General features: G+C 65.4%; 21 protein-coding genes. 10 read left to right on the top strand and 11 right to left on the bottom strand.

Features of this window, described 5'->3' with window-relative positions:
• From AC0QC4_RS09635 to AC0QC4_RS09650, 4 genes are read right to left on the bottom strand one after another with little or no spacing between them, the layout of a single operon-like run.
• A complete protein-coding gene (locus tag AC0QC4_RS09635; RefSeq protein ID WP_483659678.1) occupies nt 1-1,473 on the bottom strand; it encodes a Ppx/GppA phosphatase family protein in 1,473 nt (490 codons plus the stop codon).
• The gene (locus tag AC0QC4_RS09640) at nt 1,466-3,646 is read right to left on the bottom strand and encodes an RNA degradosome polyphosphate kinase (RefSeq protein ID WP_483659679.1); all 2,181 of its coding nucleotides are present in this window, start codon (nt 3,644-3,646) and stop codon (nt 1,466-1,468) included. Before AC0QC4_RS09640 ends, AC0QC4_RS09635 begins: the two co-directional genes overlap by 8 nt.
• Entirely contained in the window at nt 3,643-4,350 is a 708-nt protein-coding gene (locus AC0QC4_RS09645) for a P-loop NTPase family protein (protein WP_483659680.1), read from the bottom strand. Before AC0QC4_RS09645 ends, AC0QC4_RS09640 begins: the two co-directional genes overlap by 4 nt.
• Entirely contained in the window at nt 4,347-5,591 is a 1,245-nt protein-coding gene (locus AC0QC4_RS09650; RefSeq protein WP_483659681.1) for a heavy-metal-associated domain-containing protein, read from the bottom strand. The genes AC0QC4_RS09645 and AC0QC4_RS09650 overlap by 4 nt, the downstream gene beginning before the upstream one ends.
• Nucleotides 5,592-5,650: 59 nt before the next feature.
• Here AC0QC4_RS09650 and purM point away from each other — a divergent pair, with 59 nt between their 5' ends.
• Both purM and purN read left to right on the top strand, forming a co-directional pair.
• A complete protein-coding gene (purM, locus tag AC0QC4_RS09655) occupies nt 5,651-6,757 on the top strand; it encodes a phosphoribosylformylglycinamidine cyclo-ligase (RefSeq protein ID WP_483659682.1) in 1,107 nt (368 codons plus the stop codon).
• A gap of 177 nt (nt 6,758-6,934) precedes the next feature.
• Nucleotides 6,935-7,882 carry a phosphoribosylglycinamide formyltransferase gene (purN, locus tag AC0QC4_RS09660; RefSeq protein ID WP_483659683.1) on the top strand — a complete coding sequence of 316 codons (948 nt, stop codon included), beginning with the start codon at nt 6,935-6,937 and terminating at the stop codon, nt 7,880-7,882.
• 56 nt (nt 7,883-7,938) lie between these two features.
• Here purN and ndk read toward each other — a convergent pair whose 3' ends face one another.
• From ndk to AC0QC4_RS09680, 4 genes are all read right to left on the bottom strand, one after another.
• Nucleotides 7,939-8,361: a nucleoside-diphosphate kinase gene (gene ndk, locus AC0QC4_RS09665; protein WP_483659684.1), complete on the bottom strand. Its 423-nt coding sequence runs from the start codon at nt 8,359-8,361 to the stop codon at nt 7,939-7,941.
• 103 nt (nt 8,362-8,464) lie between these two features.
• A complete protein-coding gene (locus tag AC0QC4_RS09670) occupies nt 8,465-8,881 on the bottom strand; it encodes a hypothetical protein (protein WP_483659685.1) in 417 nt (138 codons plus the stop codon).
• A gap of 64 nt (nt 8,882-8,945) precedes the next feature.
• On the bottom strand, nt 8,946-9,398 hold the full coding sequence (locus tag AC0QC4_RS09675) for a DNA polymerase III subunit chi (RefSeq protein WP_483659686.1): 453 nt from the start codon (nt 9,396-9,398) through the stop codon (nt 8,946-8,948).
• A 1-nt stretch (nt 9,399) separates the two neighbouring features.
• Nucleotides 9,400-10,869, bottom strand: a complete 1,470-nt coding sequence (locus AC0QC4_RS09680; RefSeq protein ID WP_483659687.1) for a leucyl aminopeptidase — start codon at nt 10,867-10,869, stop codon at nt 9,400-9,402.
• A 187-nt stretch (nt 10,870-11,056) separates the two neighbouring features.
• Between AC0QC4_RS09680 and AC0QC4_RS09685 the strand changes: the two genes are divergently transcribed.
• The 4 genes from AC0QC4_RS09685 to rsmA all read left to right on the top strand — a co-directional run bounded on the left by AC0QC4_RS09685 (nt 11,057) and on the right by rsmA (nt 16,694).
• On the top strand, nt 11,057-13,324 hold the full coding sequence (locus AC0QC4_RS09685) for an LPS-assembly protein LptD (protein ID WP_483659688.1): 2,268 nt from the start codon (nt 11,057-11,059) through the stop codon (nt 13,322-13,324).
• 117 nt (nt 13,325-13,441) lie between these two features.
• Nucleotides 13,442-14,794 (top strand): peptidylprolyl isomerase, encoded by a 1,353-nt coding sequence (locus AC0QC4_RS09690; protein ID WP_483659689.1) that lies wholly within the window; start codon nt 13,442-13,444, stop codon nt 14,792-14,794.
• 41 nt (nt 14,795-14,835) lie between these two features.
• Nucleotides 14,836-15,852, top strand: a complete 1,017-nt coding sequence (gene pdxA / locus AC0QC4_RS09695; RefSeq protein ID WP_483659690.1) for a 4-hydroxythreonine-4-phosphate dehydrogenase PdxA — start codon at nt 14,836-14,838, stop codon at nt 15,850-15,852.
• Nucleotides 15,849-16,694: a 16S rRNA (adenine(1518)-N(6)/adenine(1519)-N(6))-dimethyltransferase RsmA gene (rsmA, locus tag AC0QC4_RS09700; protein WP_483659691.1), complete on the top strand. Its 846-nt coding sequence runs from the start codon at nt 15,849-15,851 to the stop codon at nt 16,692-16,694. The genes pdxA and rsmA overlap by 4 nt, the downstream gene beginning before the upstream one ends.
• A gap of 179 nt (nt 16,695-16,873) precedes the next feature.
• On the opposite strand, the gene AC0QC4_RS09705 is transcribed toward rsmA, so the two are convergent.
• From AC0QC4_RS09705 to guaB, 3 genes are all read right to left on the bottom strand, one after another.
• Nucleotides 16,874-17,443, bottom strand: coding sequence for a tetratricopeptide repeat protein (locus tag AC0QC4_RS09705; RefSeq protein WP_483659692.1), 570 nt, complete (start codon nt 17,441-17,443; stop codon nt 16,874-16,876).
• A 7-nt stretch (nt 17,444-17,450) separates the two neighbouring features.
• Nucleotides 17,451-18,647, bottom strand: coding sequence for an RsmB/NOP family class I SAM-dependent RNA methyltransferase (locus AC0QC4_RS09710; RefSeq protein ID WP_483659693.1), 1,197 nt, complete (start codon nt 18,645-18,647; stop codon nt 17,451-17,453).
• A 146-nt stretch (nt 18,648-18,793) separates the two neighbouring features.
• Nucleotides 18,794-20,251, bottom strand: a complete 1,458-nt coding sequence (guaB, locus tag AC0QC4_RS09715; protein ID WP_483659694.1) for an IMP dehydrogenase — start codon at nt 20,249-20,251, stop codon at nt 18,794-18,796.
• A gap of 148 nt (nt 20,252-20,399) precedes the next feature.
• On the opposite strand from guaB, the gene AC0QC4_RS09720 reads away from it, so the two are divergent.
• The 4 genes from AC0QC4_RS09720 (at nt 20,400) to cysK (ending at nt 26,210) form a co-directional block, all read left to right on the top strand.
• Nucleotides 20,400-22,685 (top strand): ATP-dependent helicase, encoded by a 2,286-nt coding sequence (locus AC0QC4_RS09720; protein WP_483659695.1) that lies wholly within the window; start codon nt 20,400-20,402, stop codon nt 22,683-22,685.
• A gap of 146 nt (nt 22,686-22,831) precedes the next feature.
• Nucleotides 22,832-23,998: an aspartyl/asparaginyl beta-hydroxylase domain-containing protein gene (locus tag AC0QC4_RS09725; protein ID WP_483659696.1), complete on the top strand. Its 1,167-nt coding sequence runs from the start codon at nt 22,832-22,834 to the stop codon at nt 23,996-23,998.
• Nucleotides 23,995-25,293, top strand: coding sequence for an MFS transporter (locus AC0QC4_RS09730; protein WP_483659697.1), 1,299 nt, complete (start codon nt 23,995-23,997; stop codon nt 25,291-25,293). The genes AC0QC4_RS09725 and AC0QC4_RS09730 overlap by 4 nt, the downstream gene beginning before the upstream one ends.
• Entirely contained in the window at nt 25,290-26,210 is a 921-nt protein-coding gene (cysK, locus tag AC0QC4_RS09735; protein ID WP_483659698.1) for a cysteine synthase A, read from the top strand. The genes AC0QC4_RS09730 and cysK overlap by 4 nt, the downstream gene beginning before the upstream one ends.
• Nucleotides 26,211-26,214: the final 4 nt, after the last annotated feature.

Below are 26,214 nucleotides of genomic sequence, written 5' to 3' on the forward strand. Positions count from 1 at the left end.
TCAATCGGCGACGGACACGGCCACTTTCAAACCCAAGGCCTCGGCAAGCGCTTTCAACCGCTTTTCGACCTGCTCTCCGGCCAATGCCTTGCTGGCACTGTCGACCGTCAGCCTGACATGCGTCGCGTCGTGACCGAGCGCCGACGTGCGCAATAGCGCGCCGGCCCCACCGGACAAGCGCTGTGCCAGCCGGATGGCAAGGCCCCATTGCGAGGCGCGGTCCAGCCGGTCCTGCAGTTCGGCAACGCGCGGTGCATCGATCGCTGCACCCTGGCCGCCGCTGGCGGTGAAAAGCGCCTGCGCCATCACCAGACGGTCATCGAGATCGATGCCCCACCACTGACCATGCAAGGCCATTTCCGCTGCCCGTTCGGCCCGGAAATCGGGGTTGGCGGTCGACGCGACGTCAGACAGCAGGCAGCACGCCAGCCGCAACCGTGCCATGGCTGGCGGGTCGCTGGTGAACAGCGGCGCGATCCAGCGATCGAGTTCACGCCCGTGCGGCGTGAAGCGGGCGAAGCGCGCGCCCTCATAGTCCGCAGCTACGATCAGCGGATCCTGCCTGCGCACCGACTCGTCGAGCGCCTCGTACAGCAGACCTTCGCGAAGTCCGCTGGTCGTCACCACCAGTCGGCTGGACTTGAGCTGCCGCAGCAGCGGCACAAGCAGGGAGGCAGCGGCGGGCAAGGTCGCAACGCGCGCCGATGCGAGGCCAGGCAGCTTGCCGAGCGTCGCCGGATCGGTCGATTGCAGGCTTTCCGCCAACTGCGCTGCACTGCGGACGGCCATCTGGTGGCCGGACACCATCGGCAGCGGATCGCGGCCAACGATCATGTCATAGCGTGCAAGCGCCCGCCACGAGCCGCCGACCAGATACAGGGGAAGTCCGACATCCTCGCCCGGCCATCCGGCATCGCGCAACACCTTCAGGACGTAAGCGCCGAACCGCTCGCCATGTGCCTGATGCAGGGCCGCGAGACGCAGCACGCCGAACGGAAAGCTGCTGTGATGCGCGGTCTGCCCTTGGCTGACCCGAACCAGTTCCAGGCTGCCACCACCAAGATCGGCGACGATGCCATCGGCTTCGGGTATCGCCGAGATGACGCCAAAGCCCGATGCCCGCGCCTCCTGAACGCCCGACAGCAATTCGATTTCGAGGCCGATGTCGCGCGCATCGGCAAGGAACTTGGCCCCGTTGCTGGCTTCACGTACTGCCGCGGTGGCGACGCAGCGCAGTTCGCTAACCTGCATCTCCTCGACGAGCAGACGGAAGCGCGCGAGACCGGCGAGCGCCCGACGATAAGGTTTGGGGTCGATGGCCCCGCTGGACGCAAGCCCAGACCCCAGACCCACCATCAGTTTCTCGTTGAACACCGGCGTGGGCGCGCGGGCCGGCCCTGCAAACACCACCAGACGTATCGAGTTCGAACCGATATCGATTATCGCCGCTCGGCGTTGCTGCCCGTCAGCCATGCCACCTGGCCAGATCGAGCTTGGGGACGTCCTTGCGCTTGCGCAACGTATCGCCACGTCCGGAAAGGGACGGATTGTTCATGAAATAGCGATGCAGATTGAAAGGCTTGTTGCCGGGGTCCATGCGCTGATAGCTGCCATCGGGGTGCAAGACCCAGCTCTGTTCATTGTCGATCAGGTTGGCCACCAGCACCTGATCGAGCAACTGGTCGTGGACCGTCTTGTTCTCGATCGGGATCATATATTCGACGCGCCGGTCGAAGTTGCGGTTCATCCAGTCGGCTGAACTGATGTAGAGCTTGGCACCGCGCGATGGCAGCGAGGCGCCGTTGCCGAACGCGAACACGCGGCTGTGCTCGAGGAAGCGGCCGACCACCGACTTGACCTTGATGGTGTCGGACAAGCCAGGAACCCCGGGGCGCAGACAGCAGATTCCACGCACGATCAACGCAATCGGTACGCCGGCTGCACTGGCCTCATACAGCTTCTCGATGATGGCTTCATCGACGAGACTGTTCATCTTCGCCCAGATGCCCGAACCGCGTCCGGCGCGGGCGTGCGCGATTTCATCGTCGATAAGGCTGCTCAGCGTCTTGCGCATGCCGAGCGGGGACATGGTCAGCATCTCCAGCCCGGTCGGCTCGATATAGCCGGTGATATAATTGAATAGTTGCGCTGCGTCCCGCCCGGCGCGCTTGTCTGCGGTGAAGAAGCTGAAATCGGTATAGATGCGCGCCGTCACCGGGTGATAATTGCCGGTACCGAAGTGGCAGTAGGTGCGGAAGGCATTGCCCTCCCGCCGTACGACCATCGAGACCTTCGCATGGGTCTTCCATTCGATGAACCCGTACACCACCTGCACACCTGCGCGTTCTAGCTGCCCTGCCCAGTGCAGATTCTGTTCCTCATCGAACCGCGCCTTGAGCTCTACCACTGCCGTCACCGACTTGCCGGCTTCCGCCGCCTCGATCAGCGCGCGGATGACGGGCGATTGGTCGCCCGCGCGATACAGCGTCTGCTTGATGGCAATGACATCGGGGTCGGCCGCTGCCTGACGCAGGAACGACAGCACGACATCGAAGCTCTCATAGGGATGGTGGACGACGATGTCCTTGCTGCGAATAGCTGCAAAACAGTCACCGCCATGGTCGCGAATACGCTCCGGGAAACGTGCCGTGAATGGCGGAAATTTGAGGTCGGGCCGGTCCTCACCGACGATCTGTGCCAGATCGGCGATACCGATGATGCCGTCAGGCTTGAGCATCTCGGGCTCTTCGCCTGCGCTTTCCTCCATCAGCTCTTCGATCAGCGAATCGGGTGTGTCGGCATGGAATTCGTACAGCACGATACGACCGCGGCGACGGCGGCGAATGGCAGTACGGAAATGCTGGACGAGGTCTTCGGCTTCTTCCTCGACCTCGATATCGCTGTCGCGGATGACCCGGAAACTGCCGTGCGAAAGCAAGGTGAAACCGGGAAACAGGAGATCGGCAAACAGCGGGATGACCGTGTCGATCGTGACATAGACCGCCCGCGGTCCCGGCACCCTGACAAAACGGGGCAGCGAAGTCGGGATCATCACCAGCTCGCGCACCGCTTCGCCGTCCGACTGGCGAACAAGGTCCGCCATCACGGCGAGACCCTTGTTGGGTATGAAGGGGAAGGGGTGCGCGGGATCCAGTGCCTGCGGAGTCAGGATCGGGAAAATCTGCTCGACGAAATGGCGTTGCAGTTGGGCGCGGTAGCGTGCGGCTCCGGCAAGGTCATGCACGGCCTCGATGCCTTGCCGGGCAAGTTCGCGCGACAGAGTCAGCCATTCCGATTGCTGTTCAGCAACCAGACGCTGGCTTGCTTCGCCAATCGCGGCAAGCTGCTGCGTCGGCGTCAGCCCGTCCTGCGATCGCTCCTCGATGCCCTGCAGCTGGTGCGCCTTGATGCCGGCCACGCGCACCATGAAGAACTCATCGAGATTATTCCCTGAAATCGACAGAAAGCGCAGCCGCTCGAGCAGCGGATGGGCTTCGTTGCGCGCCTCTTCCATCACCCGCCGGTTGAAGGCCAGCCAAGACAGTTCCCGGTTGAACATGCGCTGGGGCGCATCGGACGACGCCGCGTCGCCGACACCGCCGCTGTCGTTCGTGGAGAGCAGGGTCTTGTGGGCGGGTTCGGTCACGCAGGCTCCGGCGAATCGTCGGGGTTGGGGTTCGACCCGTCATACAGGCCCGCCTCGATCAGCGCAGCCCGGGCGACGCCGATGCTTGCGCCCTGCCCACTGGCGACGGCCGCCGTCTCGATAGCCGATACGGCAGCGTGGAGCGCGGCATAGCTGCGCTCGATTCGTGCGGCGACATAATTGCCGAGGCGCGGGGCAGCCGCGATGCCGCGTTCCGCGAGGCTCCATTCGACAATGTCCCGGGTCAGACAGGCATCGGGCGTGCCGATTTCGACATGCAGCATAGTGGCAACCCGCGTGCGCAAGTCGGGCAATTGTACGGTCGCCGGCCATGACGGCGAGCCTGCGATGCACAGCAAGGTCGTGCCATCGGCCATCGCGCGATTCCAGGCGTGGAACACCGCCTCCTCGTCAGCTCGCTCGACATCGTCGATCAGGAGGCCGCCCCCTGCCTCAAGAAACATGCGGCCCAGTGTCGACCGGCCCGACAGCTTCGGGCCGGACAGCAATGTCGCGGGCGCGGTCCAATTGGCCTGACTGAGGATGTGCTGCACAGCGACGCTGTTGCTGTCGCTCGTCAAAAAGCGCCGTGCGGCAGGTTCGTTCTGTGCCGGCCCGCGCCAGCCCAGCGGCAACTGCAGTTGGCGCCGCTGCGCGGTCGCGGCAACGCGTCTGCCGAACAGGTCGTGCTGTGCTTCGCTCATCGCGAGATACGGAATGTGCCGCCGTTTTCCGCCACGCGCCAGCCTGCGCCAGCGAGCACCGCGCGCAACGCCGCCGCATCGCCGCGATAGCGCACCCGGACCACCGACACGCCGCCGATGGCCACGCTGCTCGTGCTGGCATTTTCTACGCCGGGAAGCGACCTTAGCGACGATTCCACAGCGAGCACCGCCGCCGAATCGGGGGTATCGACCTGAACCGAATAGGTCGCGCTGACCACCGCGGGTGCGGTCGCCTCGGTTCCCGTGGGAGCAGTCGATTCAGCGTCGGTCGCTTCCTCGGCCGGCTTTTCGATTTCTTCAGGTGCAACCGGGGCTTCGATGATCAGGCTGGGATCGGTGCGGAGCCGGCCGTCGGCGAGCGCACCGGTGTAGATCGCATCCATCCGCCGCACACCCTCGACCATCAGGTTGCGCAGGCCGGTGGGGTTGCGGGTGGTGAGCGTGAAACTGCCGAGCAGCTCATTGTCCGGGCCGTACCGCGCCGAAAAATATCCGACGATCGGACCGCCCGGCCAGGTCCTCTCTATCCTCACCGTCGGCACCAGCACATCGGATGCGCCGTATTGATCGAGAATCTCGCGCCACCAGCCACGGTTGCGTCGCCGCATCTGGCCTGGATTGAGCAACAGCGTGTCGGCACCGAGACCGGACGTGCGCACATAATCGACGCTGCTGTCCGCGGTGCGGAATTCCGCCCAAGCCCGTTGCCAGGCACTGCGTCGCTCGAAACTCTGCGGAATGCCGCCCTCATAGACTACCGGCAGCACCAGATAAGGCGGTGAGCGGAAGATCCGGCCGGAGATCCCCAGAATCTGGCCGGCCCGGGCACGATCGAACTGCACACCAAGCGTGGCAATGTACCGGCCGGGGCCAATCTGTTCGCGCTCGATGACTATGGCGGTAACGATGCCGTTAAGCGTCGAATCGGGCAAGCGTGGTGCAGCGGCCCCGCCGTTGACCTGCTTGAACAGCGCCTCCCATCCCTTGCGCTGCGCCTCCTGCCATCCGCGCGCGCGCGCTTCGTCGGGGTTCGGGCCGGTGACGTCGACCCTGACATTGCTGACCAGCAGGTCGCTGGAGCTGTTGATCGGGGCGATGCCTCGGTCCCCACTCTCGATCTGGGCATAGACAATCGCGCCGACGCCGCAGGCGGCGAGCAGGCTCAAAGCAATGGCCAGCGACTTGATTTTGCGGCGCGCAGGGATTGGCAGTTCGGTCACGGGTGCCTTTTGGCTATATCGGCATGGAAATCCAAGCCCGATGTGAGTAGCGCCCGGTGATGACCGATCAAAACGCCTCTTCGCCCGGATACACCTATGCCTCCGCAGGGGTATCCATAGCCGCCGGCAATGCGCTGGTGCGCGCCATCGCGCCGCTGGCCAAGGCTACCCGCCGTCCCGGCGCCGACGCCGATCTCGGTGGCTTCGGTGGCTTCTTCGATCTGCGCGCCGCCGGCTTCACCGATCCGCTGCTGGTCGCTGCCAATGACGGCGTGGGCACCAAGCTCAAGCTGGCCATCGACAGCGGCAAGCATGACACAGTCGGCATCGATCTGGTGGCGATGTGCGCCAACGATCTTGTGGTGCAAGGCGCCGAGCCCCTGTTCTTCCTCGACTATTATGCGACCGGCAAGCTCGACAATGATGTCGCCACCGCCGTCGTCGCGGGCATCGCCGAAGGCTGCAAGCTGGCGGGGTGCGCATTGATTGGCGGCGAGACGGCGGAAATGCCGGGCATGTATTCGGACGGCGACTATGACCTTGCCGGATTTTGTGTCGGTGCGGTCGAGCGCGATCAGGTGCTGACCGCTGATAAGGTGGCGGCGGGTGACGTGATCTTGGGCCTCGCCTCCTCTGGCGTGCATTCCAACGGCTACAGTTTGGTACGCCGCCTCGCCGCCGACAAGGGCTGGAAGCTCGACCGGCCCGCGCTGTTCGACCAGACCGTGCTGTTGATCGACGCTTTGATGGCACCGACGCGCATTTATGTGAAAAGCCTGCTGCCGCTGATCCGCTCCGGCCACATCCATGCGCTCGCCCACATCACCGGAGGCGGGCTGCTCGAGAACATCCCGCGTGTGCTGCCCGCGCACCTGCATGCGCATGTCGATGCGGATGGCTGGGCGCAGCCACGGCTGATGGCCTTCCTGCAGGCACAGGGCCATATAGAACCGGAGGAGATGGCACGGACGTTCAACTGCGGCATCGGCATGGCGGTGGTGGTCGCCGAGGCCGATGTGGAGGCCGTGACGGCGGCGCTGGAAGCAGCGGGCGAGGTGGTGCACCGGATCGGGTGGATAGCCGAGGGTCTACGGGGCTGCACGGTACGGGGCGGGGCCGAGACGTGGAGCGCCAAGTCGGCGTGGAGCGCGACGCATGACGGGTGATGTGGTCCTCCCCTGCGCGGGGAGGGAGACCATCCGCCGCACCACCGCTTGCGGTGGGGGACGCGCGGGAAGGCGGATGGTGGAGGGGCTGGTGCGTCGTTACGTCAGGTCACGCACGAAACGCGGGCCCCTCCACCAGCTTCGCTGGTTCCCCTCCCCCGCCGGGGGAGGACCCCAATGAAATCCCGTGTCGCCATCCTGATCTCCGGCGAGGGCACCAATATGGCGGCGCTGCTCTATGCCAGCCGGGCCGATGACTGCCCTTATGAGGTGGTGCTGGTTGCCTCGAATAACCCAGATGCGCCGGGCTTGGCCTTGGCACAAGCCGAGGGCGTCGCCACCTTTGCGCACAGTCACAAGGGCATGGAACGCGCCGCGTTCGATGCACTGATCGACGGGCAGTTGAATGCGGCCCGTGTCGATATCGTGGCGCTGGCCGGCTACATGCGGCTGCTGTCATCGGCATTCGTGCAGAAATGGACAGGCCGGATGATCAACATCCACCCTTCCCTTCTGCCAAAATACAAGGGCCTCGACACCCATGCACGGGCGCTTGCCGCCGGGGATAGCCATGGCGGCTGTTCGGTGCATGTTGTCACCGAGGCGGTAGACGACGGCGAGGTACTGGCGCAGACGCCGGTCGCCATCCTTCCGGGTGACACGGCGGAAACGCTTGCCGCACGGGTCCGCATTGCCGAACATCAGCTCTATCCGCGCACCCTCACCGCCTTCGTCATGCGCGAGCGCACGCCGGAATATTGGCTGGCGCGGGTACGCGAACGCGCGATGGCGCTGCCGGAAGCGGACGAGATCGTGAGCCACGGCATGCCTTGCTTCGGCATCGTCAAGGGCAAGAAGTTCGCCTATTTCACCCACGACCATCATGGCGATGGACGAACGGCGCTGCTGGTCAAGATCAGCGGACTCGACGAGCAGCAGCACCTGATCGAGCAGGACGCGGCCCGCTATTTCCGCCCAGCCTATTTCGGCGATGGCTGGATCGGCATCCGCCTCGACCTGGGAGACAATGACTGGGACGCGATCGGCGACTGGCTGGCGAAAAGCTGGCGGGCGATTGCGCCCAAAAAGCTGACCCTGCTGATGGATGTGGCGGACAGTTTCTAATCGAAAGGGCCGCCGGATCGCTCCGACGGCCCTCTCGTGATCAGCTCGATCCGCAATCAGCCGACAATTTCTTCCGGCTTGAAGAAATAGGCGATCTCGATCGCGGCATTTTCGTCGCTGTCGCTGCCGTGGACCGAATTGGCTTCGATGCTCTCGGCCAGTTCCTTGCGGATGGTGCCCGGCTCGGCGTTGGCGGGGTTGGTGGCGCCCATGATGTCGCGGTTACGCTGCATGGCGTTTTCGCCTTCGAGCACCTGCACCACGACCGGGCCGGAGATCATGAATTCGACCAGATCGTTGAAGAAGGGGCGCTCCTTGTGGACCGCGTAGAAGCCTTCGGCCTGCTCGCGGGTCATGTGGATGCGCTTCGATGCGACGACGCGCAGGCCGCCGTCCTCAAGCATCTTGGTGACCGCACCGGTCAGGTTGCGGCGGGTGGCGTCGGGCTTGATGATCGAGAAAGTGCGGGTGACCGCCATGGGAAAGCTCCTGCTGCTCGGGTTGCGACCGCGCCGGACGCGCGTGCCTTTGGTTGCGCGCGCCCCTAGCGGCAGCAATGGCAACTGGCAAGCGCAGTAGCGTTCAGGGGGTCACATCGAAATTGAGGGTGATGTTGGTGTATTCACCCTTGCGCAGCACGGTTGCGCTGAAGGTCTTGGGCGTACCCTCGCCCTGGCGGCGCGCCTCATAGGAGAGAATCTCGCCGCCATTGAGGCGCCCGGCGTAGCGCATGCCGGCGTTGAGCGACTCGCGCTGATAGTGGCGGATCACCTCTTCCGGCTCGGCGATCACCGTCCAAGTCGCCACCAGACCCCCGGTTTGAGGGCGGCTGACTGCAAATTCCCTGGTGCCGTCGGTTCCCAGATACACCGTAAAGCCTGCAGGAAGGGCGGGGTCCGTGCGCGACACTGGCTGCTTCGGCGCAGCATCCTCGGCACCGGACGAGCCGCACGCGGCAAGCAGCAGCAGCGGGGCTAGAGCAATCAGACGCATGGACATGGCCGTCTCTCCTGAGCAAGGGCAGGACTACACATAGGTCGGGCAGCGCCGGTTGCAATCGCGCTCAGGGGCCCTCGCGCCAGCGACCATCCATATCCTGCCGCCAATAATGGCTGTCGACATCGTCGCGGCGGGACAGGCTGCGCCAGGCTGCGCGTGCATCGTCGATCCGCTCGCCGTCGAACAGGTAGAAGGTCCGGTCGAACTTGAGCGCGGCATCGTCCCAGACACCGTCGATAAGTGCCGCCATGGTCGCGCCATTGCCGGGCTTGTCGCAACCCCCGGCAATCAGCACAGGCTCTTCCCATTCGTCCGCCGTACCGGCCAGGGCATGCGGTACGAAGCTCTCGGGCACTGTCGTCCACAGGGCCGCATCCGCCGCTTCGCGAAGCACACGATCCTGTGCGACGACCAGCATGCGCGCACCGGACGCATAGGCCCGCTCGGCCAGCCGCGCCACCACGGCCGGTGCCGGATCACGGGTCAGATGATAAAAATCGACCCGCCGCGCGCTCATCTCAACGCACGGTCTCGCAACGCGCGGTCACGAAGGCATCGAGCAGACGCACGCCATAGCCGGTCGCACCCTTGGCATAGGTCGCCCCGTCCTTGTCCGACCAGACCATGCCGGCGATGTCGAGATGCGCCCATTTCACGCCGGGCTCGACGAAGCGCTGCAGGAACTGCGCCGCCGTGATCGACCCGCCCTCGCGCGGGCCGACATTCTTCATGTCGGCAATCGGGCTGTCTATCAGCCGGTCATAGGCATCGCCCAAGGGGAAACGCCACAGCTTCTCGGCAACCGACGCCCCGGCGTCGATCAGGTCGTTGGCAACGCCATCGTCGTTGGCAAACACACCGCCATGCTCCTTGCCGAGGCTGATGATCATCGCCCCGGTCAAGGTGGCAAGATCGACCATGACATCCGGCTTGAAGCGGCGCTGGGCCCAGGTCATCGCGTCGCACAACACCAGCCGACCTTCGGCATCGGTATTGATCACCTCAACGGTCTGACCCGACAGGGTGGTGACGATGTCGCCCGGACGCTGCGCATTGCCGTCGGGCATGTTTTCAGCCAGCGCGCAGACGCCGACCACATGGACAGGCGCCTTGCGCTTGGCGAGCGACAGCATCAGGCCCGCAACGGCGCCAGCTCCGCCCATGTCCCACTTCATATCTTCCATGCCGGCGGCAGGCTTGATGCTGATGCCGCCGGTATCGAACGTCACGCCCTTGCCGATGATCAGCAGCGGCGCGGCACCAGATGCGCCCTCGCCCTTCCATTCCATGCACAGCAAGCGCGGCGGACGCACCGAGCCCTGCCCGACACCGACAATCGCACCCATGCCGAGCCCGGTCATCTGCTTTTCGTCCAGCACCTCGATGGCGACGCCCTGCTCGCCGAGCATGCGGCACCGTTCCACAAAGCTTTCCGGATAGATGACATTGCCCGGCTCGGACACGAGTTCGCGGGTGAAGGCGACACCGTCCGCCACCGCTTCAAGGCGCTGCCATGCCTGTTCCGAACCGTCGGCTGCCCCGGCCACCGTTAGCCGCTCGAGCGTCGGCTTCTGCTTGTCCGAGAGACGCGTGCGATACCGGTCGATGCGCCATGCGCGCAGCTTGGCACCAAGCGCAAACCGGGCTGCACGCTGCGCATCGACGCCGTCGAGGCGCGCCACGACGCCGGTAACGCCGGAAGCGATCAGCCGTGCGGAAACTGCTCCGCCGGCCCTCTCGTAGCCGGCAGCGTCGCCGCTGCCGACCCCGACCAGCAGCACGCGCCGCACCACGCCGGCATCGTCGCCGAAACATTCGAACACTGTCCCCGGTGCACCATCGAACCGGGCCTGCTCGGTCGCCGCCGCCAGCGTCGGGCGCAGCGCATCAGGGACCAGCGCAACGGCCTGCGGCATCGCCCCGCTGGCCACAGGGATGGCCAGACTATCCTGTGCTGTCACTGGTCCGTCGGCGAATATGATGTGCATGGGGAGGTGATCCTTAGGTCAATGGCAAAGACCGTGTGCATCGAGCCAACAGTCGCTGGCGGTCAGATAGGCGTCCTGCGTCGATGTTGCAAAGCCCCCGCTTGGCATTATGAGCAGGATTGCAGGGAGCCACCAGCGGCGTCACTCGGCAACGCCAACACCATCATCTCGGGACTCGATGCGCTCGATGCTTTCTCTACAGCGACCGCCCGCAACATGGACCCGTCAGGCCCGACGGTCCCTGGCCGCTGGTCTCTGCACGGCTGCTCTGCTGGCTGCCCTGCCCTCTATCGCGGCGGCGCAGGCCGCGCCCGCGGCTCCGTCTTCTACCCCTGCAATGTCCCAAAGCGGTGAAGAGACGATCGGTTTCTCGGCCGATTCCGTCAGCTATGACGATGCCACAGACATCGTCACAGCAAGCGGGAATGTAGAGCTTGACCGGGACGCATGGCGGCTGCGCGCCGATCAGGTGGTCTGGAATCGCGGGACCGGTCGTGTCACGGCCAATGGCAATGTCGCGCTGACAAGCCCGCAGGGAGACACGGCCTACGGCGATTCCGTGGAGCTGACCGACACGCTGCGCGATGGCGTCGTCGAAAATCTGCTGGTCGTGTTCACCGAAGGCGGCCGGCTGGCCGCCACACGCGGGGAGCGGCTGGCCAATGGCGACATGGCACTGGAGCGCGCGACCTACTCGCCCTGCCCTATCACCGACGATCAGGGCTGCCCAAGGGACCCGAGCTGGCAAGTGCGCGCGGCCCGCGTCTATTATGACCGGGCAAAAGGGCGCGTGCGCTACACCGGCGCGCGTATCGAACTGTTCGGCATACCGCTGCTCCCGCTGCCTGGCCTCTCGCATCCGCTCGGTAGCGAAGCGGACAGCGGCTTTCTCGTGCCCACGGTGCGCATCGACCGGAACAATGGCATCGAGCTTGCGGTCCCTTATTATCTGCGGCTGTCCGCCAATCGGGATCTTACGCTGACGCCGCATGTCTACAGCAATGCTGCGCCCATGGCGGAGGCCGAGTTGCGCGGCCTGTCCAGCATGGGTGCCTGGCGCACACGCGGCTATGCGACCTATAGCCAGCGCCTGCCGGTCGGATCGCCGGGTGCCACCGGCGAGGACGATTTCCGGGGCTATATCGATGCCAGTGGCGGTTTTCAGTTCGATCCGCGCTGGAACCTGTCCTTCTCGGGCCGACTCGCCACCGACCGCACCTTCCTCCGCCGCTATGACATCAGTCGCGATGACCGGCTGCGGTCGACATTCACCTTGGCGCGCAACGGTGGGTCGAGCTATTTCACCATCTCCGGCTGGGCGACGCAGACCCTGCGGACCGGCGAACGGCAGGGCCAGCAGCCGATCGCCCTGCCGGTGCTGGATTTCAGGCAGCGCCTGAACGACCCGCTGCTCGGCGGCCAGTTGCTGCTGCACGTCAACAGCCTCGCGCTCACGCGCACATCGGGTCAGGATACGCAGCGGGCGTTCGCCAGCGTGCAATGGGATTTGCGGACCATCACCGGTCTGGGCCAGGAAGTACGCTTCACCGCGCTGGGTCGCGGCGACCTTTACCACACGGATTCGTCGCTGCTGACGCCAGTGCCCGGCTATCGCGGCACCGACGGATGGCAGGGTCGCGCCTTCGCGACCGGGGCGGTCGACGTCAGCTGGCCGCTGATCGGGCCCTTCGCTGGCGGGACGCAGCGGCTCACGCCGCGCATCCAGCTGGTTGCGACCTCGCCGGTCGACAATGTCGACATCCCCAACGAGGACAGCCGCGCCTTCGAGCTGGAAGACGGCAATATCTTCGCGCTCAACCGCTTTCCCGGCTACGACCGGTTCGAGGATGGCGCACGCATCACCTATGGCCTCGATTGGTCTTGGAATCGCCCCGGCCTCGCCGTGAGCACCAGCATCGGCCAGAGTTACCGGCTGGACAACCGGCCCGTCCTGTTCCCCGACGGCACCGGCCTCACTGACCGCAGCTCGGATATTGTCGGCCGTACCACCGTCGCCTTCCGCAACGTCATTCGCCTGACCCACCGCTTCCGGCTCGACAAGGACGATCTCTCGGTCCGCAGGAACGAGATCGACGCCACGGTCGGCACCAACCGGACCTATGCGCTTATCGGCTACTCCCGACTCAACCGTGACATTGCGTCGCTGGGTGAGGATCTGCGCGATCGCGAAGAGGTGCGGGTCGGCGGACGGATCCAGATCGCGCGTTACTGGTCGATCTTCGGATCGGCCATCGTCGATCTGACCGACGATGAGGAAGATCCGACGGCGACCGGTGACGGCTTCACCGCCATCCGCCATCGCCTCGGTATCACCTATGAAGACGATTGCCTGACCATCGGCATCACCTGGCGACGCGATTATCAGGACACTGGCGACGCCGAAGCCGGCAACAGTTTCCTGCTGCGGCTGGCATTCCGCAATCTGGGCGTGTAGATGGGGGCCATCATCGGCAGATATCCGGCTCAGCAGAGGTTAAGGCAGGCCATGCCACATCGGCTTACCACCGGAATGGCCGGCGTACCTTGCCCGGCTGGCAACCTTGGGACGACAATGACGACATCATCGACTGCACGACCTTCGATCCGCAGGGCCAGCGCCCGGATCGGCCTGACTATCGCGGCGACCATGCTGACCAGCACCATGGTTCTTGCGCAGACAGTGTCGGAAACCTCCGACATTCCCTCAAACGTGCAACTGTTCGGGGAGCAGGACAGCAATGTCTTCCGCCCCACCGCCCGGGTCAATGACGAGATCATCACCGCCACCGATGTCGAGCAGCGCGTCGCGTTGGTCCGTCTCGCCAACCGTGGCGTCATACCTCCCGACCAGCTTGAGTCGGTACGCGCCGAAGTGTTCAGCCAGCTGGTCGATGAAATCCTGAAAATCCAGGAAGCGCGCGCCAACGAGATCACTATCGAAGCCTCGGAAGTCGACGCCGAGTTCGCGCGCATCGCCGCGGCACAGCGCCAGACCCCGGAACAGTTTGCGCAGTCTCTGGCGGCGGCCGGCTCCTCGATGGCCTCGCTCAAGCAGCAGATCCGTGGGGATATCGCCTGGCAGAATTTGCTAGCACGCAATGTTACCCCGGTAACCAACGTGAGTGCGGAAGAAGCGGCGGCGACGCGCGATCGCATCGAAGCCCAGCGCGGCACTCAGGAATTCCGTCTGGGCGAAATATATCTGCGTGCCACGCCGGACAGCATGGCTGCGACGGTCGAGACTGGCCGGCAGATCATGAATGCCCTCGGCCAAGGGGCTGCGTTTCCTGAACTCGCCCGCCGTCACTCGCAGTCGACAACGGCTGCCGCAGGCGGCGACCTTGGCTGGGTGCGCCCAGATACCTTGCCGCCCGCGATGGCCGAGGCTATTCAGCAAATGCAGCCTGGTCAGCTGGTCGGCCCGGTGCCGGTACCCGGCGGCGTCTCCATCCTCTATCTCATCGACCAGCGGCGCCTGCTTACCGCCGATCCCCGCGATGCCGTGCTCAGCCTCAAGCAGATCACGCTCAATTTCTCGCCGGGCACCTCGGTCACCCGCGCCTCGGAAATCGCATCCGATTTCGCCACGCGCACCCGCGCCATCGCCGGTTGCGGTCAGGCCGATGCGGTTGCGGCAGCCTTGGGCGCAGAATTGATCAGCCGGGATCAGATCGCAATGCGCGACCTTCCGCCCCAGCTTCAGCCGTCATTGGCGGCATTGCAGATCGGGCAGGTAACGCCGCCCTTCGGCTCGCCCGATGAGGGCGTCAGCGTCCTCGTCCTGTGCGGGCGGGATATGCCGCAAGATATTACTTTGCCGTCGGTCGAGGACATCGCAGCAAGCATGCAGCAGGAGCGCGTCAATCGTCGCGCCCAGCGCTATCTGCGCGACATCCGCCGGGATGCGGTGATCGAATATAGCTAAGTTTCTCGGGGAAAGCCGCGCGTTCGACGCGGCACTCCATAATGAGGCAGCAAAAGGAATCGGGTTTGCAGCCTATTGTCATATCGCTCGGTGACCCGGCGGGGGTCGGTCCCGAGATTGTCGCCAAAGCGTGGGAGGCTCGCAACGTGCAGGGCCTCTCGCCCTTTTTCGCCGTGGGCGACGTCAATTCCGTGCGCGCGGTGTGGGACGGGCCGATCGCGCCAATCGGCGCAGCGGATGAGGCAGCAGCGGCATTCGCCGAAGCATTGCCGGTCTGGCACATCGAAGATTCGGGGGAAAGCCGGCCTGGTGAGCCGACCATGGAAGGTGCCCATTGTGCGCTGCACGCGCTCGAGCTCGGCGTCGGTCTTGCTCGCAATGCCGATGTGAGCGCGCTCGTCACAGCGCCGATCTGCAAGGACCAGCTTTACAAGATCGGCTTCACCCATGCCGGGCAGACCGAATTCGTCGCCGACCGCTGCGGCGTTTCACGCACCAATGCGGTGATGTTGCTGGCAGGCCCCGGTCTCAAGGTGGTGCCAATCACCGTGCATGTGCCGTTTCGCGATGTGCCCGATCTGCTGACCATCGACCTGGTGGTAGCGCGCGCACAGGCTGCCGCTCGCGGGCTGACCCGCAGCTATGGCATTGCCGAGCCACGGCTGGCGCTGGCCGGGCTCAATCCGCATGCCGGGGAAAATGGCAGCATCGGCCGCGAGGAAATCGAGGTGCTGATCCCTGCGATCGAGCGGCTGCGCGAAGATGGCATACAGATCGTCGGCCCGGTTTCCCCCGATGCGCTGTTCACGCCGTCCATGCGCAGCACTTATGATGCAGCACTGTGCCTCTATCACGACCAGGCGCTGATACCGCTGAAGGCGCTGCATTTCGATGAGGGCGTCAATGTCACGCTCGGCCTGCCGATCGTTCGCACCTCGCCCGATCATGGCACGGCTTTCAACATCGCCGGGCAGGATCGTGCGAGTGCCGGGCCGATGATCGCCGCCCTGCGCATGGCTGCAGAGATTGCCGCGCACCGCGCCAGGTCCTGCTGTTGAGCGGCAGCAGTCCGCCCACACGCCTGCCCCCGCTGCGTGACGTCATCGCCACGCACGGCCTGTCGGCCAGCAAGGCGCTGGGGCAGAATTTCCTGCTCGACGAGCAGTTGCTCGACCGCATTGCCGCCATTCCCGGACCGCTGGCCGGCGAACGTGTGTTCGAGGTCGGCCCCGGACCCGGCGGGCTGACCCGGGCGCTGTTGCGCAGCGGCGCGGAGGTGTTCGCGGTCGAGCGCGACCGTCGCTGCCTGCCCGCGCTCGCCGAGTTGGCAGCGGCCTTCCCCGGCAAGCTGCACGTCACCGAGGGCGATGCGATGGCGGTGGATGCCACCGCGCTGACCGGCGGTCGCCACCACGTCGTCGCCAACCTGCCCTATAATGTAGGCACCGCGCTGCTCGTCAGCTGGCTGGAGGCGAGCGCGTGGCCACCGGCCTGGGCCTCCCTAACGCTGATGTTCCAGGCGGAAGTTGCCGAGCGCATCGTCGCCAAGCCCGATACCTCCGCCTACGGCCGCCTCGCCGTCCTTTCCCAGTGGCGCAGCACGGCGCGCATCGCGATGAAAGTCCACCGTTCTGCCTTCACCCCGCCGCCCAAGGTGATGTCGGCCGTGGTGCATATCGTGCCGGGCGCGATGCCCGCAGGCGTCGAGCCAAAGACCCTGTCCCGCATCACCGCCGCCGCCTTCGGCCAGCGCCGCAAGATGCTGCGCCAGTCGCTAAAAGGGATCGCGGGGGCCGATGCGGCGATGGAGGCGTGCGGTATCGAGCCGACCCGGCGGGCGGAGACCTTGGCAGTGGAGGAGTTTGTGGGGTTGGCGCGGGCGTTGGGGTTAGGGCAATAAGAGCACTGTCACCGTAATTTCAGCCGCAGTTTTACCGTAATCCCGATTTCAAAATTGTGGTGATAGTTGGGGTGAGATACAGTGGCAGTACACTAAGTGAAACAAACAAGGGGCAGCCCTTCAACAGGCTCATTGTAGTGGGGGGTGGGCTACGGGGTCTGGATTTTTGGTCCACCCTGTCAATTCGACGCCTGCGGGGCCGCTTCTACAGTCGGACGCGGCATCACCTCTTCGGCGCGCAGCGCGGTGCGGGCTCCGGCATTGGTGATGGCGCTGTTAAGCCTTGTCAGTTCCTCGCAGCCGCCAGTGCCGCATACTGTCTGCAATCGCGCAAGATTCTGCCGGGCGCGATCGACTGCGCCGCGCTGCACCATCGCCTCGCCCTGCCCGACCAGCGCCGCCCGATTGGCGGGGTCGAGTGCGAGGGCTTCCCGGTAGAAACCGATGGCCTTGCCCGGCAGTTCCTGCGCGCGGGCGATCTGGCCCAGGCCGATGAAGGCATTGGCATTGCGCGGATCGGCAACCAGTGCGGTTTCGAAGAAACCGGCCGCCTCGTCGAGTTGACCCTCGCCGAGCAGGCGGCGCCCTTCGGCTTCCATCTGGCGCGACAATTCGCTGATCGGCTGCGGCGGGTTCGGCGCGCTCAGCGAAGTGCTGGAAACAGTCGCGAAAATGAGGGCAGTCGCACAGGCAGCAGGCGTGAAGCGCATGATGGTGGTCCAGATGGTTGGCTGGTCGAGATTCGGCATCGAGCCGTCATCCTGCCTGCAAACAGCCAATAAAGAAACCATCTGTTGCATCATGGCCGGGCGTCAGCAGACGCCCCCTGCCAGCGGCGCGGCCGACCGGAGGTTGCAGCGCTCCGAGCGGGTCGCGCACCTGCCATCCCTTGTGGCGCTGCAGGAACGCGTCGATCTGCTGCTGCCCTTCGGCAGAGGTTATCGCGCATACCGCATAGACCAGCGCCCCGCCCGGCCGGACAAGCCGGCTGGCGAGATCGAGGAGGCGTGCCTGTTGCTGCTCCAGTCGCGCCAGCCGCGCCGGGGTCAGCCGCCAGCGCGCCTCCGGGTTGCGCCGCCAGGTGCCGCTGCCCGAACAGGGGGCGTCGACCAGCACGATGTCCGCCGCCCCTTCCAGATCGGACAGGCTGTCCCATTCATCGCCGGGATTGAGCAGGCGGGTCTCGATGCCCTCGGCCCCGGCCCGTTCGGCACGCGGCGGCAATGCCTGTATGCGACGACGATCGCTGTCGCACGCGATCAGCCGGCCCTGCCCCTGCATGGCGGCGGCGAGCGCCAGCGTCTTTCCGCCTGCACCGGCGCACAGATCGATCACGGTCTGTCCGGGTCTGGCATCGCACGCCCACGACACCCACTGGCTGCCAGCGTCCTGCACCTCGATCGCGCCATAGAGATAGGCACCGGTCTGCAGCACCGGCGTGTCACCCGGCAACCGCAAGCCGTTGAGCGGCGCCGGAAGCGGTTCGCCGTCCGGGAGGTCGACACCATCGGCGCGCATCGGGTTGATCCTGAGATCGAGTGGAGCGCGGGCGAGTAGGGCGGCGAGCTCGGCAGCATTGCCCCCTTTGCCGCCGACACGCGCATCGAGATGCGACAGCAGCCATTTCGGCATCACCGATCCGTCGGCCCGCGGTTCGCTGCCCAAAATCGGCCCTGGCGCGTTGTTCGCTCCGGTGAACAACGCCGCAAGCGCCGCATCCTCGTCTGCCAGCGCCACCATCGCGCTGCGGCCGGTCTCGGGCATCTTGCCGAAGCGTCGGATGGCCATCCAGGCGAGCTCCCGAATGGCACGACGATCGCCTGATCCTGCGTAGCGGCGCTCCTTGAAGAAGCGGCTGGCGATGGTGTCCGCCGCTGCCCCGGCTTCGCGCGCGGCATGGATAATCTGATCGAGCAACTCGATGGCGGACTGGACGCGGGCTGCGGGGGTCATGGGTGGGGCTGTGCCATTTTATGTTCTTTCATTCTGACAGACCTTATCCGTCACTGCGAGTGCAGCGAAGCAATCCAGGGCCGCTTTGCGCCGCACTGGATTGCCTCGCTGCGCTCGCAATGACGAATGGCAATACCGATTGCGGCTTAGCGCGTCGGGTAATTGGGCGCCTCGCGCGTGATCGTCACATCATGGACATGGCTTTCGGACAGACCAGCGTTGGTGATCTGCACGAAACGCGCCTTCTGCCGCAGTTCGGGCAGTGTCGCCGCGCCTGTGTATCCCATCGCCGCCTTCACGCCGCCGACCAGCTGGTGGATCACGTCGCGCGCGCTGCCCTTGTAGGGTACGCGGCCTTCGATCCCCTCTGGCACCAGCTTGAGCTGGTCCTTGATGTCCTGCTGGAAATAGCGGTCCGCAGAGCCGCGCGCCATCGCGCCGACGCTCCCCATGCCGCGATAGCTTTTGTAGCTGCGGCCCTGGTAGAGGAATGTCTCGCCCGGTGCTTCCTCTGTGCCGGCAAGCAGCGATCCGACCATCACTGTCGTCGCACCCGCCGCCAGCGCCTTGGCGATATCGCCCGACGTGCGCAGCCCGCCATCGGCGATCACCGGCGTGTCGGACTTTGCCGCTTCCTCGGCACAGTCCATCACCGCCGTGAGCTGCGGCACGCCGACACCAGCAACGATCCGCGTCGTGCAGATGGAGCCGGGCCCGATGCCGACCTTGACGCAATCAGCCCCGGCATCGATCAGCGACCGGGTCGCCTCGGCCGTCGCGACATTGCCGGCAACGATCTGCACCGTGTTGGACATGCGGCGCACCGCGGTCACCGCCTCGGCGACCATGCTCGAATGGCCGTGCGCGGTGTCGATGACCAGACAGTCGCATTCGGCATCGAGCAGCGCTTCGGCGCGTGCCAGCCCCTTGTCGCCAACGGTGGTCGCCGCGGCGACGCGCAGGCGACCGGCATCGTCCTTGGTCGCGGTGGGGTAAGTGACGGCGCGCTCGATATCCTTGACGGTGATCAGCCCGACGCAATGCTGCGCTTCGTCGACCACCAGCAGCTTTTCGATGCGCCGCTGATGTAGCAGCCGCCGCGCATCGGCCTGGCTCACGCCTGCGCGCACCGTCACCAGATCGTCGCTGGTCATCAACTCGCGTACCGGCTGCGCCGGATTGTCGGCAAAGCGCATATCGCGGTGGGTGATGATGCCGACCAGCCGGCCCGAAGCCTCTACCACGGGAAATCCGGAAATGCGGTGCTGCGCCATCAGCGCCTGCACTTCGGCCAGCGTGGCGTCTGGGCCGACCGTGATGGGGTTGACCACCATCCCGCTCTCGAAGCGCTTGACCTGCCGCACGGCGGCCGCCTGTTCCTCGATGTCGAGATTGCGGTGCAGCACGCCGATGCCGCCCAGCTGGGCCATCACGATCGCCATCTCCGCCTCGGTCACGGTATCCATCGCCGATGAGATGATGGGGATGGCGAGCGAGATCCCGCGCGTCAGCCGTGTCGTCGTGTCCGCGCCGCTCGGCAACACATTGGATGCGCCCGGCTGCAGCAGCACATCGTCAAAGGTAAGGCCGAGGCGGATGTCCATGAGCTGCCACTTTCGCTGTCTGGTCGTCGGGCGAGCGGCGGAAGCGCCGAGTCGCGGGTGGCGGCCCATGTAACCAAGGTGCGCACTTTGCGCCAGTGGCACCACCCAAAGCTTGCCCTGCCCGCCAATGTTCCCTACCCGTTCGCGGGTGAACAGCCCTGCCCCCGCCCCGATTGCACCATCCACCGACAGCCCTTTCCTCGCCGGACTGAACCCCGCGCAGCGTGAGGCGGTGCTGACAACCGAAGGCCCGGTGCTGGTGCTGGCGGGCGCGGGAACGGGGAAAACATCCGCGCTCACCGCGCGGCTCGCGCACATCGTGGCCACACGCCTCGCCTATCCCGGGCAAATCCTCGCGGTCACCTTCACCAACAAGGCAGCGCGCGAGATGCGCGAGCGGATCGAACGGCTGATCGGGCCAGCCAGCGAAGGCATGGGCTGGCTCGGCACCTTCCACGCCATCGCCGCCAAGATGCTGCGCCGTCATGCCGAGCTGGTCGGGCTGCACAGCAATTTCACCATCCTCGACACCGACGACCAGTTGCGTGTCATCAAGCAGATACTGCAGGCCGAGGGCGTCGACGACAAGCGCTGGCCGAGCCGGCAGTTTGCCGGCTTGCTCGACCGGTGGAAGAACCGCGGCCTCACGCCCGACGACCTGCAGGCTGGCGACGATGACGGTTTTGCGCATGGCAAAGGGCAGCATCTCTACCGCCTCTACCAAGAGCGGCTGAAGACACTCAATGCCTGCGACTTCGGCGATCTGCTTCTGCACATGCTGGTCATCTTCCGCAGCCACCGCGAAGTGCTGCAGGAGTATCAGCAACGCTTCCGTTACATCCTGGTGGACGAATATCAGGACACCAATGCCGCCCAATATCTGTGGCTGCGGCTGCTGGCGCAGGAGCGCAAGAATATCGCGGTGGTGGGGGACGACGACCAGTCGATCTATTCATGGCGCGGGGCGGAAGTCGCCAACATCCTGCGCTTTGAGCGGGATTTTCCGGGCGCCAAGACCGTCCGTCTCGAACAGAATTACCGCTCTACCCCGCACATTCTGGGCGCTGCCTCTGGCCTGATCGCCCACAATGGAGAGCGGCTGGGCAAGACCTTGTGGACCGAGGCTGACGCCGGAGACAAGGTGCGGGTCATCGGCGTGTGGGACGGGCCGGAAGAGGCCCGCCGGGTTGGCGAGGAGATCGAGGCGCTGCAGCGCCGCGGGGTTTCGCCCGACGCCGCAGCCATTCTGGTGCGCGCCGGCTTCCAGACCCGCGAGTTCGAAGAACGATTCATCCACATCGGCCTGCCTTACAAGGTGGTCGGTGGCTTTCGCTTTTACGAGCGCGCGGAAATCCGCGATGCGATCGCCTATCTGCGCCTGGTCAACCAGCCTGCCGACGACCTTGCTTTCGAACGCATCGTCAACCAGCCCAAGCGCGGCATCGGCGACAAGGCGATGGCCAGCGTGCACCGGCTGTCGCGCGACCAGCGCATCTCCCTGCTCGGCGCGGCGGCGATGCTGGCGGACAGCGATGAAGGCACGCCAGCCGCCCGCCGCGCGCTGGGCGGGTTCGCCGCCGCCATCGGCCGGTGGCGCGACACGGCCAGCACCCAGCGCCACACGCTGCTGATGCAGACGATATTGGAAGAAAGCGGTTATACCGCGATGCTGCAGGCGGATCGCAGCGCCGAGGCCGCAGGCCGGCTGGAGAATTTGGCCGAACTCGTCCGGGCGATGGACGAATATGACAGTCTGGCCGAATTCCTCGACCATGTCAGCCTGGTGATGGACAATGAGGCCGCGAGCGACGAGCCGAAGGTCACGATCATGACCGTGCACGCCGCGAAGGGGCTGGAATTTCCGCACGTATTCCTTGCCGGCTGGGAAGACGGTCTGTTCCCATCGCAGCGCGCGCTCGACGAAGGCGGCATGAAGGCGCTCGAAGAGGAACGCCGTCTCGCTTATGTCGCGATCACCCGCGCGCGGGAGGCCTGCGCCATTTTTCATGCCGCCAATCGCCGCGTTTACGGCCAGTGGCAGAGCGCCATTCCCTCGCGCTTCATCGCCGAACTCCCGCCGGAGCATATCGAAACCGAGACCACCATGTCCGGTGGCGAATCCCTTTGGCGCGCCAACTGGTCGAGCGCCGCCGATCCTTTTGCCGATGTGGCGCGCGGCACCGGACGCGGCCCTGGCTGGCAGCGCGCGGCCGCCACTGGCTACAACTCTGCGCCAGCGAAAGTGGTGGAAACGCGCCAGAGCGCCATCAGCCTCGGCAACCCCGGCCGCCGCGATCTCGCCATCGGCATGCGCGTCTTCCACGAGAAGTTCGGTTATGGCACCATTATCGACATCGAGGGCAACAAGGTGGTCGTCGACTTCGAGTTGGGCGAGCCGAAACGGATGCTCGACACATTCGTGAAGCTCGCGTGATGGGCTGACGTCATTGCGAACGCAGCGAAGCAATCCAGAGTTGGCGCAAACCGCTCTGGATTGCTTCGCTGCGCTCGCAATGACGGTTGGACTGGCTGATGCATACGGCCTTGCCACCCCCGCCCCCAGCCGTCTAACCCGCCCAGATGGCCGACGCCCTTTCAACCCTGCTGCAAATGGCCAAGCGCGATATCGGGGAAGGTCGCCCGGCCGAGGCCCTGCAGCGGCTGATGGCTCACAGGACAAGCGCGTCGCACTGGTCTGTGGAAGCCGACTGGCTGCTGGCCCAGGCCAGCGCAAGGGCCGGCGACCGGGCGTCAGAACGCACTGCGCTGCAATCGATCCTGCGCGCCAACAGCCGCGACATACGCGCGCTGCTGGCGATGGCGCAGAGCTTTGCCGACAGCGGCGACCAGCGGGCCGCTGTTTCCTGGTTTACCACAGCACTCAATCAGGCACGAGTCAGTCAGACGGCCCCCGCGCTGGTGCCGCTGCTCGACCGTGCCCATGCCTATTGCGAGGAGGCAAAGGCCGGTTTTGCGGCGCGGTTCGAAAGCACTCTGGAGACCATTGTCAGCGATTCCGCCGCGACCCCGGCGCTGCGCCATGCGGTCGATCTGTTGCAGGGGCGCTCGGAGATATTCCTGCAGCAGCCCACCATGTTCTATTATCCCGGCCTGCCGCAGCGCGCCTTCTATGAGCGCCACGAGTTCGACTGGGTAACGGCGATCGAAGCGCAAGCTGGGGAGCTGCGCGACGAATTTCTGGCACTTGCCGCCGCTGGAGAGGAGCCCTTCGCCCCCTACATCCAGCGCAGCGAAAACCGACCGGCTTCGTCCAGTCCGCTACTCGACGATCCGAGTTGGGGGGCAGCCTATCTCTGGCAGAATGGCGCGCCCACCGCGCTGGCAGCGCAGGTCCCTGCCACCATGGCCGCGCTCGATAGCGCGCCGATCCCGCATATTGCCGAACGGTCGCCGATGGCGCTCTATTCGCGGCTTCGCCCCGGCACGCACATCGCGCCGCACCACGGCCTGCTCAACACCCGGCTGATCTGCCACCTGCCGCTGGTCGTCCCCGGTGGCTGTGCGCTCCGGGTGGGCCATGAAACGCGCGAATGGCGGTTGGGCGAGATGCTGATCTTCGATGACAGCGTCGAACATGAAGCATGGAACCGCGGCAATGCGGACCGCACCATCCTGCTTTTCGAAATCTGGCGTCCCGAAATCCCTGTCGAGGAACGGGCATTGCTGGCCCGGCTGTTCGAGGCGATCGACCGCGTCGACCCGGCGCGCGGAAAGGAAGCCGCATGAGCCAGACCGCTGCGAGCGATGCCGCACCTCACCCTCTGCGCATCCCCGATTTCCGCGCCTACTGGGTCGCCCGCCTATCGCTGACGCTCGGCATCACCAGCCTGGTCCTGATCCTGGGCTGGCAGGTCTATGACCATGCGCGCAGCGAACTCGGCATGGGCGTCAAGCAGGCAGCGTTGATGCTGGGTCTGGTCGGACTGGCGCAGTTTCTGCCGCTGTTCGTCCTCACACCGGTCACCGGCTGGGTCGCTGACCGCTTCGACCGGCGGTTCATCGCCCGCTCGACCATCGCCTTGCAGCTTTCCGTGGCCGCCTTGCTTGCCTGGCTGACGTGGACGGATGCGCTCAGCCTGCCGATGCTATTCGGTTTCGCCGCGCTGATGGGGGTCGCCCGCGCCTTTTCCGGCCCGGCCATGAGCGCTCTTGCCCCCAATCTGGTGCCCAAGGCGGTGCTGCCCACCGCCATCGCCGTCAGCTCTATCGCTTGGCAGACCGGCTCGATCGTCGGCCCGGGGCTCGGTGGCGTCCTGCTGTCTGTCGACCAGACCATCGCCTATCTCGGCTCCATGACGCTTTTCGCCATCGCGCAGCTCGGCTTCTGGCTGATCGGCCGGGTCGAGCAACCGGTGATGGCGCGCAATGTCCATCCGGTGCGCCAGATGGTCGATGGCCTGACCTATGTGTGGCAGAACCGGATGGTATTCTCGACCATCACGCTCGATCTGTTCGCCGTACTGCTGGCCGGATCGACCGCTTTGCTGCCGGTATATGCCCGCGATATCCTGCATGTCGGGCCGCAGGGACTGGGCGTGCTGGCGGCAGCGCCCGCCGTCGGTGCCACATTGATGGCCATACTACTGTCAGTACGCCCGCTCAAATCCAACGTCGGCAACGCCATGCTGGGCGCCGTCGTGGTGTTCGGGCTTGCCACCATAATCTTCGGCCTCTCGACGATCTTCCTCGTCAGCCTGGGCGCTCTGTTCGTCGCTGGATGCGCCGACATGATCTCAGTCTATGTCCGCCAGTCGCTGATCCAGCTGCACACGCCGGACGAGATGCGCGGTCGGGTGTCGTCGGTCTCGCAATTGACCATTTCGGCCTCCAACGAGCTGGGCGAAGCGGAGAGCGGTTTCCTCGCCGCGCTGATCGGCCCGGTGGCCGCCGTGGTGGCGGGCGGGGTTGGCGCGATTGCCATCACCCTGATGTGGGCAAAACTCATTCCGGAGCTCAGGCTTGCCAAAAGCTTCGACCCGCCCGACATTCCAGATCGACAGCCCAAGGAGCAGGCATCATGAAAGCCGCATCGATCCTCGAGACCATAGGTAACAGTCCGCATATCCGCCTGTCCCGGCTCTTTCCGGATGCAGAGGTGTGGGTGAAGTCCGAACGGGCCAACCCCGGCGGGTCGATCAAGGACCGCATCGGCCTCGCCATGATCGAAGCGGCCGAGGCGAGCGGCGAGCTGAAGCCCGGCGGCACCATCATCGAGCCGACATCGGGCAACACCGGCATCGGCCTGGCCATGGTCGCCGCGGTCAAGGGCTATCGCCTGATCCTGGTGATGCCCGAATCCATGTCACTGGAACGTCGCCGGCTGATGCTGGCCTATGGCGCGACCTTCGACCTGACACCGCGCGAGAAGGGCATGAAAGGCGCTATCGAACGCGCGCTCGAACTGGTGTCGACCATGCCCGGGGCGTGGATGCCGCAGCAGTTCGAGAACCCGGCGAACATCGACGTGCATGTCCGCACCACCGGCCCCGAAATCCTCGCCGACTTCACCGATACGCCGATCGACGCGATCATCACCGGTGTCGGTACCGGCGGCCACATCACCGGCACGGCACAGTTCCTCAAGCAGCATTGGCCCAATCTCAAGGTTTTTGCCGTCGAGCCCACGCTGTCGCCTGTCATCTCCGGCGGCGCGCCTGGGCCCCATGCCATCCAAGGGATCGGCGCCGGATTCGTGCCCGCCAACCTGCACACGGACATTCTCGACGGCGTGGTCCAGGTCGATCCGGCCGATGCCAAGGCGTGGGCAAAGCGCGCGGCGGCCGAGGAAGGCATGCTCGTCGGCATCTCGTCCGGGGCGACGCTGGCCGCGATTTCGCAGAAGCTGCCGGATCTGCCCGCAGGTAGCCGCATACTCGGCTTCAACTACGATACAGGCGAGCGTTATTTGTCGGTTCCAGATTTCCTTCCGGAGCTGTAAGGGG

This window comes from Sphingomonas sp. jy18, assembly GCF_056931895.1.

Coding starts and splice junctions, on each gene's coding strand:
- AC0QC4_RS09635 (WP_483659678.1), bottom strand. CDS start 1,473: ATGGCTGACGGGCAGCAACGCCGAGCGGCGATAATCGATATCGGTTCG.
- AC0QC4_RS09645 (WP_483659680.1), bottom strand. CDS start 4,350: ATGAGCGAAGCACAGCACGACCTGTTCGGCAGACGCGTTGCCGCGACC.
- purM (WP_483659682.1), top strand. CDS start 5,651: ATGACCGATCAAAACGCCTCTTCGCCCGGATACACCTATGCCTCCGCA.
- purN (WP_483659683.1), top strand. CDS start 6,935: ATGAAATCCCGTGTCGCCATCCTGATCTCCGGCGAGGGCACCAATATG.
- ndk (WP_483659684.1), bottom strand. CDS start 8,361: ATGGCGGTCACCCGCACTTTCTCGATCATCAAGCCCGACGCCACCCGC.
- AC0QC4_RS09670 (WP_483659685.1), bottom strand. CDS start 8,881: ATGTCCATGCGTCTGATTGCTCTAGCCCCGCTGCTGCTGCTTGCCGCG.
- AC0QC4_RS09675 (WP_483659686.1), bottom strand. CDS start 9,398: ATGAGCGCGCGGCGGGTCGATTTTTATCATCTGACCCGTGATCCGGCA.
- AC0QC4_RS09680 (WP_483659687.1), bottom strand. CDS start 10,869: ATGCACATCATATTCGCCGACGGACCAGTGACAGCACAGGATAGTCTG.
- AC0QC4_RS09685 (WP_483659688.1), top strand. CDS start 11,057: ATGCTTTCTCTACAGCGACCGCCCGCAACATGGACCCGTCAGGCCCGA.
- AC0QC4_RS09690 (WP_483659689.1), top strand. CDS start 13,442: ATGACGACATCATCGACTGCACGACCTTCGATCCGCAGGGCCAGCGCC.
- pdxA (WP_483659690.1), top strand. CDS start 14,836: ATGAGGCAGCAAAAGGAATCGGGTTTGCAGCCTATTGTCATATCGCTC.
- AC0QC4_RS09705 (WP_483659692.1), bottom strand. CDS start 17,443: ATGCCGAATCTCGACCAGCCAACCATCTGGACCACCATCATGCGCTTC.
- AC0QC4_RS09710 (WP_483659693.1), bottom strand. CDS start 18,647: ATGACCCCCGCAGCCCGCGTCCAGTCCGCCATCGAGTTGCTCGATCAG.
- guaB (WP_483659694.1), bottom strand. CDS start 20,251: ATGGACATCCGCCTCGGCCTTACCTTTGACGATGTGCTGCTGCAGCCG.
- AC0QC4_RS09725 (WP_483659696.1), top strand. CDS start 22,832: ATGGCCGACGCCCTTTCAACCCTGCTGCAAATGGCCAAGCGCGATATC.
- AC0QC4_RS09730 (WP_483659697.1), top strand. CDS start 23,995: ATGAGCCAGACCGCTGCGAGCGATGCCGCACCTCACCCTCTGCGCATC.
- cysK (WP_483659698.1), top strand. CDS start 25,290: ATGAAAGCCGCATCGATCCTCGAGACCATAGGTAACAGTCCGCATATC.